The 19,817-nt window shown below is 36.7% G+C and carries 17 protein-coding genes; all 17 read right to left on the minus strand.

The genetic code is table 11. From position 1 onward, the window contains the following. Window positions 1-10 precede the first annotated feature (10 nt). The 17 genes from WH188_RS01145 to WH188_RS01225 all read right to left on the minus strand — a co-directional run bounded on the left by WH188_RS01145 (window position 11) and on the right by WH188_RS01225 (window position 19,800). Window positions 11-787: a hypothetical protein gene (locus tag WH188_RS01145; RefSeq protein ID WP_339423077.1), complete on the minus strand. Its 777-nt coding sequence runs from the start codon at window positions 785-787 to the stop codon at window positions 11-13. 57 nt (window positions 788-844) lie between these two features. After that, window positions 845-3,031 (minus strand): hypothetical protein, encoded by a 2,187-nt coding sequence (locus tag WH188_RS01150; RefSeq protein WP_339423078.1) that lies wholly within the window; start codon window positions 3,029-3,031, stop codon window positions 845-847. Continuing rightward, the gene (locus WH188_RS01155; RefSeq protein ID WP_339423079.1) at window positions 3,028-4,098 is read right to left on the minus strand and encodes a hypothetical protein; all 1,071 of its coding nucleotides are present in this window, start codon (window positions 4,096-4,098) and stop codon (window positions 3,028-3,030) included. The genes WH188_RS01150 and WH188_RS01155 overlap by 4 nt, the downstream gene beginning before the upstream one ends. 3 nt (window positions 4,099-4,101) lie before the next feature. Further along, on the minus strand, window positions 4,102-4,773 hold the full coding sequence (locus WH188_RS01160; protein ID WP_339423080.1) for a hypothetical protein: 672 nt from the start codon (window positions 4,771-4,773) through the stop codon (window positions 4,102-4,104). A gap of 12 nt (window positions 4,774-4,785) precedes the next feature. Next, window positions 4,786-5,016 carry a hypothetical protein gene (locus WH188_RS01165; RefSeq protein WP_339423081.1) on the minus strand — a complete coding sequence of 77 codons (231 nt, stop codon included), beginning with the start codon at window positions 5,014-5,016 and terminating at the stop codon, window positions 4,786-4,788. A gap of 132 nt (window positions 5,017-5,148) precedes the next feature. Further along, window positions 5,149-6,984 carry a hypothetical protein gene (locus WH188_RS01170; RefSeq protein ID WP_339423082.1) on the minus strand — a complete coding sequence of 612 codons (1,836 nt, stop codon included), beginning with the start codon at window positions 6,982-6,984 and terminating at the stop codon, window positions 5,149-5,151. 40 nt (window positions 6,985-7,024) lie between these two features. Next, a complete protein-coding gene (locus WH188_RS01175; protein ID WP_339423083.1) occupies window positions 7,025-11,317 on the minus strand; it encodes a phage tail tape measure protein in 4,293 nt (1,430 codons plus the stop codon). After that, the gene (locus WH188_RS01180) at window positions 11,310-11,690 is read right to left on the minus strand and encodes a hypothetical protein (protein WP_339423084.1); all 381 of its coding nucleotides are present in this window, start codon (window positions 11,688-11,690) and stop codon (window positions 11,310-11,312) included. The genes WH188_RS01175 and WH188_RS01180 overlap by 8 nt, the downstream gene beginning before the upstream one ends. Window positions 11,691-11,984: 294 nt before the next feature. Beyond that, complete coding sequence (locus tag WH188_RS01185) at window positions 11,985-12,986, minus strand: hypothetical protein (RefSeq protein ID WP_339423085.1); 1,002 nt, start codon at window positions 12,984-12,986, stop codon at window positions 11,985-11,987. A 93-nt stretch (window positions 12,987-13,079) separates the two neighbouring features. Further along, window positions 13,080-14,021: a hypothetical protein gene (locus tag WH188_RS01190; RefSeq protein ID WP_339423086.1), complete on the minus strand. Its 942-nt coding sequence runs from the start codon at window positions 14,019-14,021 to the stop codon at window positions 13,080-13,082. A 62-nt stretch (window positions 14,022-14,083) separates the two neighbouring features. Continuing rightward, window positions 14,084-14,398, minus strand: coding sequence for a hypothetical protein (locus WH188_RS01195; protein ID WP_339423087.1), 315 nt, complete (start codon window positions 14,396-14,398; stop codon window positions 14,084-14,086). Window positions 14,399-14,407: 9 nt separating this feature from the next. Continuing rightward, window positions 14,408-14,836 carry a hypothetical protein gene (locus WH188_RS01200; RefSeq protein ID WP_339423088.1) on the minus strand — a complete coding sequence of 143 codons (429 nt, stop codon included), beginning with the start codon at window positions 14,834-14,836 and terminating at the stop codon, window positions 14,408-14,410. After that, on the minus strand, window positions 14,833-15,705 hold the full coding sequence (locus WH188_RS01205) for a hypothetical protein (RefSeq protein ID WP_339423089.1): 873 nt from the start codon (window positions 15,703-15,705) through the stop codon (window positions 14,833-14,835). Before WH188_RS01205 ends, WH188_RS01200 begins: the two co-directional genes overlap by 4 nt. Next, window positions 15,705-16,652, minus strand: a complete 948-nt coding sequence (locus WH188_RS01210; RefSeq protein ID WP_339423090.1) for a DUF6712 family protein — start codon at window positions 16,650-16,652, stop codon at window positions 15,705-15,707. The genes WH188_RS01205 and WH188_RS01210 overlap by 1 nt, the downstream gene beginning before the upstream one ends. A 3-nt stretch (window positions 16,653-16,655) precedes the next feature. Beyond that, the gene (locus WH188_RS01215) at window positions 16,656-18,077 is read right to left on the minus strand and encodes a hypothetical protein (RefSeq protein WP_339423091.1); all 1,422 of its coding nucleotides are present in this window, start codon (window positions 18,075-18,077) and stop codon (window positions 16,656-16,658) included. Then, window positions 18,067-18,357 carry a hypothetical protein gene (locus WH188_RS01220; protein WP_339423092.1) on the minus strand — a complete coding sequence of 97 codons (291 nt, stop codon included), beginning with the start codon at window positions 18,355-18,357 and terminating at the stop codon, window positions 18,067-18,069. Before WH188_RS01220 ends, WH188_RS01215 begins: the two co-directional genes overlap by 11 nt. A 66-nt stretch (window positions 18,358-18,423) precedes the next feature. Further along, window positions 18,424-19,800 carry a KAP family P-loop NTPase fold protein gene (locus WH188_RS01225; protein ID WP_339423093.1) on the minus strand — a complete coding sequence of 459 codons (1,377 nt, stop codon included), beginning with the start codon at window positions 19,798-19,800 and terminating at the stop codon, window positions 18,424-18,426. Window positions 19,801-19,817 lie beyond the last annotated feature (17 nt).

The raw sequence follows: 19,817 nt of genomic DNA on the forward strand, positions 1-19,817 counted from the left end.
TATCGTAATCTTAATATCTAAGTGAAATGCCTGCACCACCATTATACATTGAGAGGCCACCAACCACCCTTAACCGTGGAGCCATAAGATTATATTTATCAAATACTATCCTGTTATTAAATAATCTTGCTTCAACATTAACAATGGCTATAGGAAAAAAATTATCTATAATACCTTTTTGATAAACAAAACTGGGATTCTCTTTAAGAAACTCAGTTAAATCTTTATACTCCTTGAATTTTAAAGTTAGAAAATCACCATTTTTAAATAAAATTACAATTCTTTTTCCTGATGGAATACATTCAATATCAGTAACACTTTCATGCTTTACTTCCCAATCATTATCAACCATCTTTATTAATAGATTTCCGTCTGGATCTTTAAGCTCGATATTTAAACAGGCATAACCATCAATATATTTTACCCAAAATACTGGATTATTATTAATAACTAATTCGTATTTATTTCCTATACTGAATAAACCACCAAAAACAGTCGCTACTTGATTCTTCATCCAATTTAAATTGCTGGAAATATCCTGGTTTTTCTTTTGAGCTTCTAACTTCCATTGTTTCATCTGTTCAGTAGAATACATCCCTCCATCGGCAAAATTATGATGGTAACCACAAAAAGCAATTATCCCTGCTGGATTATTATGATTTTCAACATGCCAAGGAGGATCAAAATGATGATATTCCAAATATGGCACATCACACTGGGGATGTGCACAAACAAATCCATCAGTCTTTCTGATAGCTTTTTTTACGTGTGTAGGATTTCTTTCCATATTCTTTTAAAACATTAAATTAACAATAATTTTTTAATTATCATTTTATTATTAACATCAAATTATGGTATAGTTGTTCCTAATCACTAATCCCGACCCGACGATATTATGAGTTCCAACATGATCAACGCCAAAATCGGAATAAATAAAAGTTCCAGCATTATCAACATCATTCAGAAAGGCTGCTTTAGACCTTGTCCATTCCGCAATAATAATAGCACCTTCAGTAGTTCTAAAATTAGTAGTATGACCTTCACTGACAACATTTATTAAATGTAGAATTGTTGATACTTTACCACCATTATTATCTTCAGTGTTATTTTGGGCCATACAACCCTCCAGATGGTTATCCCGAAATTTGCCAATATTGATGGTCATAGTACATCCTCCATACGGAATAGCCCCACGACGTTTACACCTTTCACCTAATATGTTTTGGATATAAATCATACTTCTTGCGTGGTGGCTGATACAGTCTCCATCGCTATCATGAACATAAACATTATAATAACAAAACAAATATTGACCATATCTAATGTTTAGAGCGTCATAACCAACGTTATGACCATTGATGCAATCTGCTCCAGCTCCCCCTACTTCATCATTAATAGAATAACCTGTGCAATTATCATCATTGATACCTTCACTAGCCGATCCGAATACATAAACATTATTTCTTACTATGTGCCGACCATATATATGACAACCATCATTATTTGAAAACATGAAAGTGATGTTGTTAAGTTCTATTTTTCTTCCTGTTCTGGTTCCTCCCCAAGTTGTATTGGGTCTAACTGAATTCTCATAGGTATATCCGGTATTAAAAGGACTTGAACTGTCATTTGTGTGCATATATAGTATTCCTCCGGAATAGAAGAAAGTGCCAGGAACGATTTCACAGTCTGCAACAGTAAATACTTCCTTTATTTCCGTATATGGCATCACATTTTTGAGCCCTTTTTGTAAGACATGATATTTTTCTGGAGGAATCTCTACCGATTCTCGTCCATTTTCAAATAACCTCCGCCTAGAATCTTGTGTTGTAGTAGGGATAGTTTTAGAATATGGAATCTGGTATATATTATTGTATCCAGTCGTTTTCGACCATCCTGTTAGAATCTCTCCTCCTGAGATAATGATCTGGTTGTTGTCCATTGATTCGATACGAATATCTCCAATTGTATCAAGGTTAATGGTTTCCCTGTAAATAGTACCTTTCGCCCTAATAATAGCCGAATCAAACTCCTTATATCGAGCAATAGCATCTGCCATGTTATGAAATACATTTTCGGATAATTCTGCATCTGGATCAACCGTTATCGTGATACTACCACGAATATCTTTTGGTAAAGCGGAGGATTTTAATACTAATCTCTCATCTACTTCCTTAATTACAGGGGCAATACCTTTAGAACAAGCGCCTATATATTTTGTACCTTCCGGATAATTTAAATTATAATCTTTGAAAACCTTAGTTTCTGAAGCATCGTACATCAAAAGATTGAAAGTTTCATCAAAATACAGGATACCGGCCATTCTTGAATAAACTGCTAGATCTATTTCCCCATCATATGTATATGCCTTGCCCTCTGTAATATTGAACATATTCACATTTGCAGTTGCTGTCCTCTTGAATTCTGTATTGTTATTAGATGTACCAGTTCTTGTTAAAAATCCATTTACTATGGTAGCGGGTTTTATTGACTCTGTTTTTTCTTTCTTAAATGATTTACTACTCTCATCTATAAGTTTCCACTCTTTTGAGTTTTCAGAAGGTTCTTGGGAAGTATTCTGTAAGGCAATCCATTGTTTATTTAAATGTGTTCTAATATCATTTTTAAAATACAATCCAGCAATCCAATCAGCTGAGTTTGCAGAATTATCAGGAAGTTCCAAAGTAAACTTCTTAATCCATCTAATTCCATCAAATAAAGTCAAACCCCATTGTGTTGTGGAATATTCTAGATCTGGGCCATTTGATTGTGTGTAGGTGCCATTTGCTAAAAATCCAAATTTCATTTCAGTTTCTGGAATCGGAAGTACTACAGGATCTGAAGATGTCGCGATCGGCAAATCCTCGAAATCTGCACCTTGAATTGCTATATCTCCAATAACTTGTTTTCCGAATTCTTTTGCAGATGCACCACGAAACACTTTTTCATTGGCTTGCTGTAATGCTATAAAAACTTTTTCCCAGTCCGTGACAGGAGGAAGTCCGTTAAAATTTGGTTCTAAAATATTCATATAAGTATAGTTATATTTTTTAAAAAATTAGGTGCTTGCTCGATCTTTGGATATGCCAGGAGCGAATCCGAATAGCTGAATTCGATATCAAATTCATTTAGATTGTTGTTTGTGAAGTCCAATGAGGATTCCTTAAGGTTGATTCTGCGTAAAGCCCCATCGAGAACATGATACCGGTTGATTGAAAATGAAAAGTCGATTAACAATTGTCTATGTTGACGACTATGGATATATCCGGTGTTTTTTAATATTGTCCGGGTTGGACTGGTTGCATACTCGACGATATGATCATCGAACAATGCATTCGACGGGTTGTTCTTAAATGTATCTTTCAATTCGCCGGACATGACGAAGGAATCAAAACCACCCAGACGATTTTCGAACACAAAGAAGTCATGGATCAGTGGGTTGAAATGTTCTATACTGAAGACTTGTTTTCGCAGAACCAATTCCCCTGCAGATGAATTTCCATAGATCGTGTATTGAGTCAACTTATCAAACGATAGCTGTTGCACCAGGTATGGAGACACGTCCAATGTCTGCAATTTCCCTGCAGATAATTTTGCGTATTCAAAAGTTTTCGTCGTTCCATTTTCGTAGACGCAATCTACCTTTACCGTGATAGGCTCTGCTGGGTAAGCGGTCAAGTAAACCGGTTGATGCGTTTTGACTGATTGAGGCAATATGCCAATGTTCAGCCAGTTGTAAGCAGTATAAAAAGCAAGATCCAACGGTTGACGGTAATAGAATCCTTTGATCGCGACAAATTCAAGTTCTTCAGAACTTTCAGAATCGGATATCTGAACGGTGTAGTTCCGGACTCCCTGATCTTGTACTGTTATCCGATCTGCCCCAGGAATAATAATATTCTGATTCCCGTGCAAAAGCCCGGCAAACTTTAATACTACTGGAGTAGTTGCATTAAAGGGATTGTAGCGCTCACTGATCAGTTCAACACCATCGTCCAAGATCTTTACCATTACTTCAGCCTCATCGGATGTAAATTCGATGTGTGGTAAGCTTTTGGTATAGTTAAGCGCTGCAGGCTTTTTAAGAATTTTGATCATAGCCTAAAACGATATCAGATCATAGGTCAATCCAAGTCCTACACCATAAGACAATCCCACGGGTGTCATGATCGGACCACCAAATGCACCGATCCCCCAACGGGACGGCTGCTTGATCTTGGTGAAGTCTTGTACAAATGAAATTTCAGCCCTAGAATCATCGACGATGATTGCACTATTGTATTTGTAAGGGTGAAATATGCTCTTTCGGGTGCGATAAGTCAATAGCTCAGGCTTGATCGTTACTTTAGGTATCCATAGGTTAGAATCAATGTTGTACCGGATATCAAATGTTTTATCTTTTAAAGAAGCCCATTGTGCACCTTGTTTGTCTTTATACACATTTCCCTTCAGGGAGTCCTGCAGTGTGATCACGAATGATTTATAAGACTTCAGATCCTTAACGGCAATTTTCAAAGCAGCTTGCAATGAGTCAGCTACACTTTTCGACACATAATCGCCAATATTATTGGAGGTCTCTGCAGGAAGATAGACCACAGTGGATTTTCCTGCAACGGTATCAATAATAGTTTCTACGATCGGATTATAAGCATTCCCAGGTTTTAATTCTACGAGATCCTTGTTTGCAAGTTGCAGGGATTTATTTTCCTGATAAAATGTAAAGGCGATAATACCACATACCGCGATTAGTAAGATAAAAATGAAATTTTTCATGGCTTTATAGTTTTAGGGCATTACTTGTTTAATATCTGTTTTTGATTGTTTACGTATTTGCTCATCGTTTCGAGCAGTATTGGCGTCCTGGGCCTTGCTCTGCAGAACCGCCTGCAGTAATTGCTTTCGTGTATCTTTCAATTCTTCCTGAGCATCCTTTAATTGTACTTGACAATCATCTTTATTGTTGTTCTGATCGTCCCGATTGACCGACACGGCCCAAATTACTGCGATGATCAACATGACGAAGATGGTTTCCTTAAATCGCCGGGTCAATGCCGTCAGCAAGGGTGTGAATACTATTTTAAATAATTCATTCATTTTAGTGGTTTGTTACAAATTTGATGGTTAGAGGTATGTTAATAAAGGACAAGGCTACACCTCGACGAGGTCCACAACAACTGGGTCGATTTTATCTTTCCTGATCACGTACTGCATTTTTTCGATAAAGAAGTTTCGCCCTTGAACATGGATTTTATCCGTGATCGCGAGTTTATTCAGATCAAGCGGTGATAATAAAAATGTACCGGTTGCTTTCGTTTTTGTCCGTTCAATCCATTTTTGGAAATCCAGGTGATATTTATTCAATAGACCATCTGCGCCGTCCCATTTCAAAGAAATGTTGTCGTTTTTATAGGGTGATACAAATGGATAATCTTTGCTACCATCAACAGTTTTTCGGACACCGGAATAGAGCAATAAGGAAATGCTTTTAGATCTTACATTACGTTTACTCTTATCATAACCGTCGCCCTCTTCAGGGATCCACATGGGTACGGTCCAAAATCTCTTTGTATCATCGTTGGACAGCGTCGTCCAATATGGCGAAGGCTGCAGATACATTTGTTTTAAATCACTTTTTGCATCATACGTTTCCTGATCAGGAGCAGGTTCTTTACGCACCGGTTTCTTATAACCTTTAAAATCATATGCGATCATCAATTCATATTGATCTTGGTTATTTTCCCGGTACGATTGATAGTAGGCTGACTTTAGGAAATATTGCTCAGTATCTTTTATGTAGAAAAACTCTTCATAGCTGTCGTCTACAGTTGGTAGATTAAAAGGAGTATTATACATGTCTTCATGTGTCTGGACTTCAGGAACCACTTCAACTGGTACATAATATTCTTCGTCCTGAAAACCGAAATCATAAAATAAGCCATCGACTGTTTTAATCGCCAATTCATCGATAAGCTTATTACTCCAATCGTATTTTAAACCTGCTTGAAAAATCTCTTTATTAAAGTTGACTACAAAACCGCCTTTATGAGCTGATAATGTCATACAGAAAATATTTAAGATCGTCTTCAGGAAATCATTTGCATTGATCTCAGGCATATAATCACTAAAAGTTACATAGGCAGGATTTTCCCGGTAGGGGCTACTGGTAAGAATTAAAGATAATGCACGGGTAAGCCCTTTAAAATAAAAAGTGGGCACCAACACATCTCGCATTTCGGTCGCATCAAAAGGCGAGCTATTCAGGTTATTCCCGACCAAGCAATCGACTAAAAAACCAAGCCGGAAAAGTGGAAATATCAAAGATGTCGATTGGGTACGATCGTCATCTGTCTTGAAGAAGAAAGATTGATCATTGACATTGAACATACTTAGATAGAGATCCTGCATCATCGTGATCATTCGAACACGGATCGAATTACTACCATTGCCTGAAGCATGTTCTCGATAAAATGAAAATGGATGATTCCACATTTTGACATAGATCGGAGCCGCTATATAGTCTGGATGCGAGTTGTAAGCGAGTGTATCCGTCCAAGCTTTGTAGTGAAAATCAAATGATGCTGGATCGTCAAAGCCAGGGATCAGGACATCACCACTGAATACAAGCTGTCCAAAATCCTTTTTATAAAAACCCGCCTTCAAATTATCATTGAAATCGACAGCCTTGAATGTTGCATTGAAACCTTTATTATATTCGTCGAGCGTGATAGTTCCCTGAAGAATACAAATCGACTGAAAGAAGATCTTGCAGGGAGCTGCTTTAAAAGCTTTACCATCTTCGTGTGTAGCAAGACGATTAGCATGGGCAAATACCCCTGAATTCTTAGGCGTTGGTGGAAGTTGAAAAGAAAGAGAATAAGGTACTGGCAGTTTATCAGAGATGAGCAACGGATTTTCGTTCGTCATAGCGATCTGAATATCTTCAGGCAGATCAACAAATATGTTTCTAACTAGGATTTCAAGCATGGCTCAAAATTATCATTGAGCTATGCTTGAATAAAGGACACTAAAGATCAGCGTTATTTTGAATACGATCCAATTCCGCCATTTTAGCCTTAAATCCTTCTGGACCTAAAAGCGATACAGATACCCCATTTTTAACGGCTTGATAAAGCGCATTAGTTACTGCAGTATTGTTCGCGATCAGTTTACGAATTTCTTCATCAGACTCATTTACGATCGTTGTTTGACCACGTGTTGCAGTTGAAGATCTAGAACTATTATTATTCAGATATCCACCGTTGACACGCCCAGGCATTGTCGATGTGATGATGTTACTCAATACTGCAGGATCTATCCGGCCATTTGATTGCATCGTGTCCAGGAGTGAAATGATTGGCGCGGCAAAAGGATTATTAACGGTACTGGCCGATGCTACCCATTCTTTCCCATTTTCCCCGACTATCACAGTAGGTTCATTGACAAATCCACGTTGATTCGGTCGGTTCTTAGCTCGAAACTGTTTACCATCCTGCGATCTGGTCACGTCGAGATATCCACCATCTTCACGACCTTCGATAGCTGGTAGTGGCGTTTTTAGAATAGTACCAACCTGCAAGGCACCCATTGCACCAACGATAGGAGCTAAGATCATCCCGATCAAACCTAAAGTTAATATCTTGGTGACAGCTGTTGCTGTATTAACGATCGCCGACATCAAAGCCACATTTCGATCACGTTTAGCTTGGTTATGCGCTACCTCAGATTTTTTCTTATCAAGATCTTTATCAAGCTTCTCGACCTGTTTGTTATATGACTCTTGCGATATGGTACCCGACTTGAGTCTAGCATCAAGATTTGATTTCTTTTTCTTATTAGCCTGCTCATCATCCTGAAGTTTTCGATTTTCACCTGCAGCAACAAAGCTGTTGTATTGGGACCATACTTGAGTCATTGCACCCATTAAACCCAAAAGGCCTTCAATATCTATTTTACCTTTAGCTAAATTGTCAAATAGCGTCTTCCAGTCATCAGATGACATCCCTAAGATATCGACCTTTTCTATATCCTTTTTTTTCTCTGCAGTCGTTAATGTTGCAAGTATTTCTTTGACTTCAAGAATCGATTTTTTAAGGACCTCCTTTTTTTCTTCTGTTAAAGCAATGTTATTAAGATCGACCCCCTCCATTTGACCACTTTCAAGAGTGGCTTGCAATATTTTCAGTAATTCCTCGAGATGAGCCTTTTTTAAATTTTGCTCTTCAAGATCTTGCTGATTTTGCAGAAGCTTACGCGCTTCATTAAAGGAAGTGACAGATCTAAGTTCTTTATCCGATAATTTGCCGGCTAAAGCTTCTTTAGCCTGAGCCAATGTCGTGATGGACGACAGCTCATCGATATGCTTTATTTTGAGATCAGCAAGTTCATCAGCATTTGCTTTAAGGACTTTATCCGTATGCTTAGCGATCGCATCGGCATCTATTTTATTCAGATTCTTCTGGTGGTTCTTTTGTAAGATTTCAAGAGCGGTCTTCTGTTCTACACTAAGCGAATCCCTTTTCTTGATCTTATCCTCCATTTCTTTATCAAATAAACCAGCTTGCTCTAATCGTTTTTCATATGCTTCCTTTTCCTGTTGAATTAAGGGATCAGTTTTATCGACAAGTTTGTCACGATATCTACGTTCATTCGCTGCCCTACGATCTAACTCAGCAGAATCTTTGTTTGTTTGCTCACGTTGTGAATGATTGTATTTAGCATTTATTTCGTTTTCTTTTTTGATATAATCATCTTTGATCTGTGCCCGTTTCTCCAGCTGCTCTGCTGTTAACGAATTAATGTCTTTTTGAAATAAACCTTCTGCTTTTAATTTTTCCTGATAATTTATTTTAGCATCATCCAATTCCTTCAGACGAGCTTTCTTAGAAGCAGCTTCAACTGCACGAGCTGCTTTTGCATCTTCCTTGCTGGTGTCGGTTCCAACTTTTGTTCCATCAGGTTGAATACTACTTGAAGCTATTTTAAGTTGTAGAGTAGCTAAAGTCTTCATAGTATCCATTAGGCCTTGTTGGTATGTTTTTACAGACGCGTCAGCATCCTCATATCCATCCCGTATATCATTTAAGAATAATTCCATTGGCCTTTGGAACGAAAGAAAACCTTGGGCATAGTATCCTAACTGTTCCATTGTACCCAGACCACTAAAGCCTTGATTTAACTTTTGCGTTACTTGTTCTCGTTTACGCATGCCTTCAAGAATCATTTCCTCCTGTAAGCGAGCCTGAGCGCGTAATACAATTGCTTCAGACTGTGCTTTAATAGCCGTAGTTGCTTTTCCGGCCATAATCTCTTCATCGGTATAATCTTTCAATACATCAGGCATGATTTGACGTAATTTTTCTATAGCCAATTTCTTTTGCTCAATAGCAGTTTTACTATTCAGAACAGCCTTCAGATTAGTATCAATAGCGGATGTTTCACCAGAGGTTTCAATTTTAGCATTTTCAGCAGCGGAGGCCAATTTGTTTTGTGCTTCAGTCAGCGCATTTATTTTATCTCTACCAATTACCATATAAGCAATCAACCCGGCCAGCGCGGCGGCTACTAAACCATATGGATTGGCAAGCATTCTTAAATTCAACAATTGTTGAGCGGCTGCAGTTCTCGTGATTGCACCCGTCAATAAACCCTGAACAATTGTTACACCAGCAAGTAGCACTCTTTTTGCAGCAAGCAGCCCACTGCTAATAGCTTCCCACTTTGCTGCGATTTGAACTGCAGTATAGTATGCAACTACAGCAATAGTCAAGGATGATATTGCCCTAAAATTTGATGAAATAAAAGTTACTAGAGTAGTTAGGGTCTTGAGAAAAAAACCTAAAATGCTATTGGTTGATGTCATGACGGGCATTAATTTTTCACCCAGTTCGATCCAAAAAGCTTTTACCTGCTTTTGAGCCATCTCTAATTTTGCTACTGCAGTCTGGTTTTTTATTGCATACTCAGCCGATATCGAGGTTCCTTCCTGCATTGATACCGATGCAAGATCCATCGATGCCTTTAATACATCGACGTTATTTGCTAGCGATCCCAATACCCCGATTGTACGACCACCATCTTCACCCAGATCGCCAAGGGTTGCTGCAAGTTCTGTCATACCTGCAGCATTATCTTTTACTCCAGATAAAACTTTAGTAAACGCAGCCATGAAATCCTTTTCCAGCAGATTTTTAAAATCGGTAATCTGCATGCCGGCATACTTGCTGTAGACTTCAGCATTTTTCGCCATAGACAGAAACATCTTGCTAAGTGAAGTCGATGATACCTCTTCAGACTGGCCGAGCTGATCAAGTGTAGCACCTAGACCGAGGATCTGATCAATCGTTATTCCTGCTAGAGGAGCAACACCAGCCATTCGCCGAGCAAACTCAACCATATAACCCTCGTTGGCCGTTGATGCCATACCAAGTTCATTGATCGATGAACCAACTTTTAAGAAAGCTTCTTCAGTACTGTATAAGTCTTTCAGTTTAAAGATATCGACTAACTTACCGATCTTGTTAACCGTCTCTTCGACATTCCCTCCAAGATCTTCATTAAGGGAAACGATGATCTGGTTATTTGCTCGAACGAACTCGGTAATATCTTTGATATCCGTGTAACCTAATTTGCCGGCTATACGTCCTAAACCCAATAGATCCTCCTGGCTGGTCCTTGTTTCGATCTTAGCTAATTCAGTATTCAGATCTTTAACACCATTCTTTGTCAGGTTGGTGGTCTTTTGGACATCGGCCAAGACATCATCGAAATGAGCAAATTCATTTGTAGCTTTCTTTACTCCAGACCACATAGCAATCAATGAAGCACCTCCGGCTACAATGGTACCGATATATTGATTCAAACGATTACCCATTCTCATGAGTGAATTACCAGTGTTATCCGCACCAGCGCGTAATTCTATTAAACGATTCCGGACCTGATCTATTTGGGCCGAATAAGCCTTATAGCTATCTGATCCAGGTACTGATTGTTTTCGTAAATTGATATTCCGTTTTAAAGCAGCCTCTAATTGTTTTTCACTTAGTTCATTAAGTTTTAATGACTGGTTCAATTCAGCTAACTTCTTTTTAGATTCAGTGATAGCAGCATTGTATTTCCCAATATCAGTTGTCAACGTTTGGTAACGTGCTGAATTCGTTTTGCCCTGCTTTTCCAGTTCCTTCATTTCTGACTGGGCTGCTTTTAAGTTAGCTTTCGCATCAACTAATGTTCGGGATACCTTTCCGATATCCGATTGCGCCTTGTTACCATTGACAATGATGTTGAGGACAAGATCTTCTTCAGATAGCTTCTTAGCCATTTGCTCCCCCTTTCATTTGCAACCTGATATCACGACGAACTGCTTCTGTGAAATCATTTGCGACCCTAAAGCCGATGGCGTAGTAAGTACCCATTACAAACCTATTGTATATACGGAGTGATTTAACCACAGTGCCCGTTCCTGACTTGTTTTTGCGCTCTCGCTTTAGATCTAATAAGCGGTTGTAATGAGGTACGGAGTAGCTTAGTGTACCGCCCATTTCGGAGGTTGGAAGGATAGTGACTGTACGATCTTGCAGTAAACGGTGTGAATGAAATTTAACCTCCCGAGCAATTGCCTTACCCTGATTAGTCTTCATCCTAGCACCCTCTTCCTTCAGAATATTTCTGATGAATGTAGATTCGATTTTCATGCTGTTTGAGTTGATAATCGAAGGTAGGTCGGTCGGAAGGGGGCAGAAAGGACAGAGGTTTTCGGACCTAAGTCGGTAGTCGTTGAGTCTTAGTCGATCGGGACATCAACGGGGTCGAATCTATCGGTCGAATTTAACCAAAAAAGTGCCTTTAAATACATTTAAAGGCATTTTTTTTAAAATTATTGTCATATATCCGCCGTTTGCCCCAGCGGTGTAATTGCAATTCACCGGCAGGGCGGGCTGGTGTCGTTCTTGTGTGAGCGAAATTGAACTTTCAATATAATTTAATAATTAGCTGTAAAACAGGTTTTTAATGTATTTTTGTATTGAAATTTGTTCTTTTTTCGGTGTTTTATAATCCTTTTTCGATATTAATTCATTGAATTTTTCTATTGCGGCTTTATTCGTGGCAAAAATTTCTAAATAGTTTTTTATTGTGCTATTTCCTGATTTAAAGAGGTTCTCTATTGTTCCTAATATACCGAGGGCTGACTCTATTTTTTGAGCATATTCCGCATTAATTCCTTGAGAAATAACCTTATCTTCCTTCAACGTAGAAAGGTTTGTCAAAAACTCTTTAAGCTTATTCAAATGAGAATCTTTAGATGCTTTAAATTGTGTTGTAATATCATTGGATCTTATAGCTAGTTTTAGTAAAGGATCAGATTCTATTTGTGCTTGCGAAATTTCAATTGTAGTATAAGGCGGAATTATACTGTGTATGTTTATTGATGTTTCTTGAGCTATCTCATGATTTATGCGATTTAATTCATTATTGTTTATTCTATATTGCTCCTCAATAATTTTCAAATAATTATTTACAGATGTATAATTTCTAATTATAGAATCAATAGTCACCCAATACTTAGATGCTATTTTGAAATCATCTTCATTATTACTATCTATTAATTGTATAATCCTCACATACCCAAAATTTTTCACAACATCAAAATTAGTAGAATTCATCGTTGTAATTGTTATGGCTTTAAAATCTTTAAAGTTAAATATGCCTTTAGTTTTCTCTAGGCTTATCATTGCTCCTTTAATGCTTTCTATTAAAATTGGATTATTGAATTTTATAATTTCCGACAATAAAACCCTTTCATTTTCTTTTTCGATATTAATTTCGATTTCCTTTAGTGTATTTTGCTTATTAATACCCCAATAAACTGCTTTAATGGAAAAAAAAATTGCAGCAGCAGGAAGAACAAAATCTTTTAAAAAACTATAAAATGAAAAAAGAGATTCCTCACCATTCACATAGTAAGTATCGAAAAATAGAAATAAATTCATATGGTTAATATTTAAGCAACTAATATAACCAAAAAAGGCAATCGATTTGATAGCCTTTTATATTAGTGATATTATACAGTTTGAAACCAGTAATTATTTTGATAAATCAAAGGTCTTTTTTAATAGTAACTCATTAAATAGAGTAACAAAATTAGTGTCTTTTTGAAAAGTTGAAATATAAGAGGTCAATGTAGTAGAACTTGTTTCAAATAAAGATTTCATTGATTTGAAATAATATAGTGCTCTTACAATATTTTGTGCAAATTCGGAGGTAATAACTTTAGATGCTAAAGGATCAAATTTAATTTTATCAAGATCTTGCAAGTAGTTTTCTGTAGCAGATAATCCTTTTTTGTCTTCGTTTAATTTATCCACAGCGTTTTTAAGGAGCCATGCTAACTTAACTTTAGGATCTGTTACATTCTCAATGTCAAGTGTATAAGTTTCAAATGGTTCAAAGGCATCGTGTATTTTGTTTGAAACTTCGGTTGTAATTAAATGATTTAAGTCATTAATACTATTATTTAGTCGATTAAATTCTTGCAGAATATAAATTAGGTAGTTACTTAAAGAATTGAAATTATCAGGAATATTTGATACTGAATTCCAGTACGATGAAAATAACTGTCGATCAGAGGGATTTTTTTTATCAATTAAATTGAAAATTGATATATAACCAATACTTACAATTGTAGAGCATTGGGATGAATCGTATTTAGGATAGTTCATTCTTGTGAAATTATCTAAATTTAAATTTGATTTACATTCAATTAAACTATCAATTGTAAATTTTAGGTTTGTAATCAAAGACTCATTATTCAGCTCAAGAATATCTTTATTTTGAATTTTGGTTTCTCTTTCTTGTAAGAGCTTTGCTTGATTTAAATGCCTTTTTTGTAAATAAAATCCGAAATAAACTACTATAACTGAAACAAATATTGTTAATGAGGGCACAATAAAATCCTTAGCAATATCATAACATGAGTGTACGGGAACATCGATTACTTTATAAGCTGCTTGTAATAATATATTCATATGGTTAATATTTAAGCACCTAATATAACCAAAAAAGGCAATCGATTTGATTGCCTTTTGATTTAATGTATGATGATATTATCTGACAGCACGGTTGCCAGCCTGATCTTGGAGTCCTCGTCGGGCATGATATCCTCGATGGTGAGGATATCACCTTCAACGAGCAAACCGGTTGTACGTCCGTAGATGTAGAGTTTGCGGAGGAATGCTTCGGAGTTTTTCATCTGCAGGAGTTCCGGAAATGAATAAAATACTCCTTCATCGGTTGTTTCCAGCATTTTTTGTTGCTTCAGACGATCGATATCAAGATAAAGATCTGTTGTTTGTTTGATCGTGATGACCTTTGATGTTTTCTTCAGCTTTTTAAGTAGTCCCATAGTGTAAATTTAGCAAATGAATTTGATGGAATAGCCCAGGTAACCGCCAAAAATATTGTATTCGGGATCTATCTGAATACTCGACACATCGATGTTGAAGAATAGCTTACAATAGGTCCCAGATCGATCTGAGGTTAAATACTTTCTTAAACGTAACATTGCATCCAGTGTCGCGCTGTATTGTTCAATTTCTTCCTCATCGGTACCGCCTTCTTTTTGACGAACCACTATAAACATCAACATCTCGTTTTTTTCGAGTACAGAATCAGAGTCACCTTCCATATTGTAGGCAGGATATACACCAACCAGTCTTAAACCAGCTTTGTCCTTCAGCTTATTTGAGCCCTGCTCATACGTGCTGGCAAGCACATAGCCATCAATTTCTATGACGGGAACTATTTCCGTGCATAGATTTTTAAATTCTTTTACTGTTATCATTTCTTTTGACTTGCTTCTAATTGTCGCTGGTATTCATCCTGTCTTTTCATCAAGAAAAAAAGGATATCATATAAAGGCGTTTCATTTACTCGAGGAGCAGGACCGAAAACTCCTGATTCGGCGATATCGATCAATACACCTGTCCAACCGAGATCCAAGCCTTTACGTTTTTTATTGCCGTTCTGATCACCTTCAGGGAATATGCCTGAAAAATTAACATCAAGCCCGTTGATCGTTAGATCTTCACTTTTGATCGCATTGATACAGTTTGTAAACCAAATCATAATACTTCTAAGCTTCCAACGTGGTATTTTTTTAAATAATATGTCATCTGCAGTATAATCGGTCAATGGGACTCGTTTACCTTTAACCAGGGGACGGTAGATCAACGCAATAAATTCGATCAAACATTCATCAGCCAGTATTGTATCTACATAATTATCGAAGTAGGCATTCATCAAATTCAATGATTCCTGAAATTCACCGAATGTCAGATCCGACAGCAGATCTGCAGGTCCTGCAGTATTGGCCAGCTCAGGAAAATAATTGATGGTCGAATCAAAAGTCAATTTGTAATGATCATCTTGAGCCTCAAAGATCCAGTCGCACAATTGCTGTGAAAGCTGATAAATGACTGTATTTACTTTCTTGTTCAATTTCAAAAAATGTCTAATTTGATAGGATAAACCAAATTTCAAACCTGTAAAATGTTGGAACATTTTAATCCGGAATAAAGCGATCGACATACTGCCATCTACAACCTTAAATGCATTTTCTAAAATAAAAAATATATCTGCAGACTGACATTCATCCCAACAGGAAGGAAGTTCGATACGTTTGTTTTTAGATTCAATTTCGATCGTATGCATTATGTACCTATAAATTTATCTCGAACATCATGATTTGGCAGCAGTTGGTAATCCAATGCTTCAGGCTTAGTCTTATGCCGTTCACGTTTTATTTCGTCCAACATTTCAAAGGCATCCGCTTCCAGTTTTTGACTGAAGTATTTGATCTCATCCGTAAGTGCCGGACGCGAAGCATTTACCGTCTGGCTCGATGATTTCAACGACTTGACGATCCCTTCAGGAAGTACTTTGGCATTTAAGCGACGAACAGCAAGGGCAATAGTTGCCAGAGCCTGAGCACGGCGTGCTAATTCCAACAATATTTTTTGATTATCGGTTAAGTCATCCGGTGTATTTTGGAAAGCCTCTAATAAAGTCGTGTAATCATCTCCAAGTGCTTTTCTTAATTCCAATGTTTGGATTTCGCGCATTAACGGGATGGCCATATAATAGAATCGGGCAGAGTTGTCAATCGGATAATAGCCTCCAAATACCTTCGTCGAGTTCAGAAATAAAGCTTTTGCATCTTTCTTTGCCTGACTATCGTTCCATTCTGATAAATTTGATTTATCCAGGAAACGAATTAATCTGTCGATGGCCCGCTGCGCTTTATTCATATGCGCCTCGTCGTCTTTGTCGAGCATCCATTCCCAGGGCACGGACTCATTTTCTTTGTCGACTTTTATTTTACGGGTGGATTGATCATGCGAAACGAGATTTGTTTGATAAAATCGAAGCGTGGCCATGATCGCGATCGGACGTTTGATGAGCTTGAGCAATTCGATTTCATCGGCAGTCGGATCTGACTTTAATTGAATTTCTTTAGCGAGGTCTATAATATCATCACCTACGATCTGCGCCAATTCTTCCGTTTCATCATCGATATCTTCTTTTACACGATCAAAATCATTGCTCGCATACCAAGATCCGGTTAGGTAACGAAGTTCTTCAGTATTTTGTATTAACATAGTCTAAACGTTATTAGTAACACGATTTTTAGGGGCCACCTCATCTTCTTTCATGATCACTTTACGCGAAAAGCCCATTTTAATGTGTGCTTTATCAGGCCAATTGATTGCAATAGCTTCATTTATGGCTTGAAAAATGATCTTTTCGGGTTTATTAACTTCAGTGAGAATGTGGAATTTCATGGAATACAATTGTTGCGATCCAGAGCTTAAACCCCCATTGGTTACTAAGTTGGCCAATGAAGGCGCCAAGCCCATACCTGAAGTGGCTGCTGAATCGGCTTTTTCTGAAATTTTGATCTGAGCTTCGATGAAATCTTTGATGGATTGATCGATTGCTTCAATTTTCCATGAACATAAATTCCCGTCCTGATCATAGAAGTCTACCGTCTGGATGAACTTACCTGTATTCTGTTTTCCCGAAAGTGTTTCGGCGATACGCTGGAACAATTCCGTTTTGACATCCTCTAATCGTTTTAGGATCTGCGCATCGGTTTCATCTTCATATTTCTTTTCAAGTTGCTCGCGCTTATTATCCCAATAAATCTGTGGGCTATGAATATGGAACGCTGCAGTAATACCATTTTCGGTCAGGTAACGGAATATATCGGGAATATCAGAAGCTGTTTCTAACCACGGCAATGTTCCGTAATAACTAGGAATGGAATAAAATGTCCGGGAAAAAGAATACAAGTTGTGATAGGTCATCGCAACAGCATGCTTAAACGGATCCTGTTTTTTCCATACAGGGTAAGAAGCGATACCCGATCTGAAGCAATTGTTTTCAAAATCACCGACATAAATCGTGTCGACATTTTCCAATCGCTTTTCTGGAGTCTTCGGCCAACCAAGACGAGCCCAGGAGCTTTGTACTGCTTCCAATTTCAATATCTTATTTTCAGAAGTAATACCCATTGCCCCCAATTCAGCAAGTTGATCTGCAGATAGTTTATTCGTCCGGTTACGGTAAAATCGAGTGTAAAATCCTTCCATATACATAAATTCAGTCACGATGATATCAATATATCGATCAAACGACCACGATTCCAACCAGGCGTTGATCTCGGCATCAGGTATGGGCTTTCGGATAATGTTATTCTCATGATCAACAATTTCGGTATACAGATAAGGACCGTCCCCATACTGCAGACCAATTTTTCTTTTTAAAATACCTGGGCCAATGTTACTTCTGTCCATCACCCTTCTGATCACTTGTGGCATATCGTTATTGTGACCATGAGGAACAATTTCTTTTCCCATCACAATAGCAGGATCTGATTCCCAGCTATTGGTAAATGTTAAGCGAGATGATAAAGAATCGTCATTTTTATAATTACTGGATATCGTATATACACTGCCATCCATGAGGTGAATGGCCTTGGTATCTTTAGTAATTTCTTTTATTTCGGGTTTATTATTGTCCATTTTCAGCAGTTGTGAAGGTTAGTGATTGTCCATTAAATGAATCTAAGCAGCAATGCCAGAACCGGCGAGGCTCAAGGGTGTCGAGATTGATATATTCTTCCTGCAGTTCTGCATATTGATTATCATCTACACGCCCTCGTTTCCGTAACCGGGCATTATGTACTTCAATAATTCCTGAAGTCTCACCCCTAGAAATTGAAAAGGAGTAAAACGAAAATGAAAATGTCCGTCCCAGTTTAGAAAGTTGACGCATTTCGGCTATAGCCTCATAAATTGACATAAAAAAGCATCTTTGATTTAATTCAAAGATGCTTCTATCAAAGGAATAGATAAAGGACAGTAAATTTTAATTCATAAACTCAATCCAATTAAAAATATCTTTTAAATCGTCTGGTGCTACATCCGTATGCCCTTTATCAATATCAACTAAATTTTTATAAAAGCTCTCTTGATTTATTTCACTCAATAATTTTGAATTTATTTCTGTAGATCCAGATTCATTGTTTTGGATAAATAGTGATTCTGGAAAAATTTGAAAAGATCTAGCATAGTTATTATAAGAATATACAATTTGTGCCTGTAGAAGAGTTATGTCATTTTTATTTAAATAAGAATTACTTTTAAAATCAGTTATGTAAATATTCTGAAACAAATTCATAAACTCGTTTAAGTCGACCTTATAATTTCTAATTTTATGATAAAAATCTGAATGAAAGTTTTTTATATATAGTAAATAGATTAAAATATTCAAAGATGAGAACTGAATATCGAAAGTTTTGATATTTATTGAAAGATGAAGGAATATTTTTTCAATTTGTCTTAATGAGAGATTTTTAAAGTATGCTTCACATGATTTTAAAAATTTCGATGTATAAATGGAATCATATTTTTCAAGCATTAATTCTTTAAAATCTAATCTATCCAATAAATTAATAAAGTATTCCCGATTAGTAACTTTCGGTAAGCTATACTCAAGATCAATAAACCTTCTTAAATAATCTGATGAATCAAATTTTTCACTACCATAAAAACCGTTAATCGAATGGCATAATTGTGTTTTGTCAATGGATAATATAAAAACAACATTGGGTACGGAAAATATATGTTTTACACATTCTAATAACTTTACAGCATAGCTTGGACGACATCGATCTAATTCGTCAATAAAAAAGATTATTGGGAGCTTTTCTGAATTTTCAGTAACAAATGAACTCAGTGATTTTTTAAATTCTTCGATGCTATTTTTTCTTTCTAAATAGTTGTCAATTTCCTTTGCAAAAATTTCATTTGAACTTTTGTTCACTGCATCAATAATATCAGATATTGTTTGATTACCAATGTATTTCTTGACAATGTTTTTTGCTAAAACTTGACCTATATCTAATGTTATTTTACCACCGTGTTTTAATATTTCTTTGAAAGTACTTTCTCCATTCGTGTTAAATTTGTTTTTTAATTCTGCAATTAGTGCAACTAGTGGAGAATCTTCAAAATCATTTTCCCAAGCATTGAAATTTATCGTTGTGAAATTTTCTTCTTTAAGAAGTCCTTCCCACATTTTTATGAATGTAGTCTTTCCTGAACCCCAACTATTATTTAAGGCAATAACTCCACCTTCGGTAAATCCGCTTATTAGTTTTGTTAAAGAAATTGCTAACTCATGTCTTTGTAATTTACAATTTTTAAAAGCATCTGCTTCATTGATTTCAATTTGTTTAATCATATGTTTTGATATTTACT

The organism is Sphingobacterium sp. MYb388 (assembly GCF_037479535.1).
Lineage (GTDB): Bacteria > Bacteroidota > Bacteroidia > Sphingobacteriales > Sphingobacteriaceae > Sphingobacterium > Sphingobacterium anhuiense.